The 377-nt window shown below is 48.5% G+C and carries 1 protein-coding gene; it reads right to left on the bottom strand.

Annotation, left to right across the window (positions count from 1 at the left end):
• Positions 1–377: tryptophan synthase subunit alpha (gene trpA / locus CVN76_RS02020; protein WP_100530165.1), on the bottom strand; the 377-nt coding region annotated here is incomplete at both ends.

Here is a 377-nt window from a genome sequence, read left to right on the forward strand (position 1 = left end):
AGCCCTCTGCCCCTGCTGTAATCTCTGTGATGCGCTCTTTCGAGGAGGTGAGTGTCACGAGCCTGATAAGCACGATCCCTGCCGTTTTGATAGAGGAAAACACCGCTTCTTCTTCAATTGGCACATCCGGAATGATACATCCGGATATTCCCGCACTAAGGCAATCTTCGGTAAATTCTTTAAGACCATAGGCCATGAGCGAATTGGAATAGCCCATTAAGATGATGGGGATCTTCACCTCATTTTTGATTTCCTTCACTTTTTTCAGTACATCCCTTAAAGTGGTGCCATTTTCCAAGGAACGGATGCCAGCCTGCTGGATGACCGGTCCATCCGCAACAGGGTCAGAGAATGGTATACCTAGCTCCACGGCTGTC

Source organism: Bacillus sp. mrc49 (genome assembly GCF_002803435.1).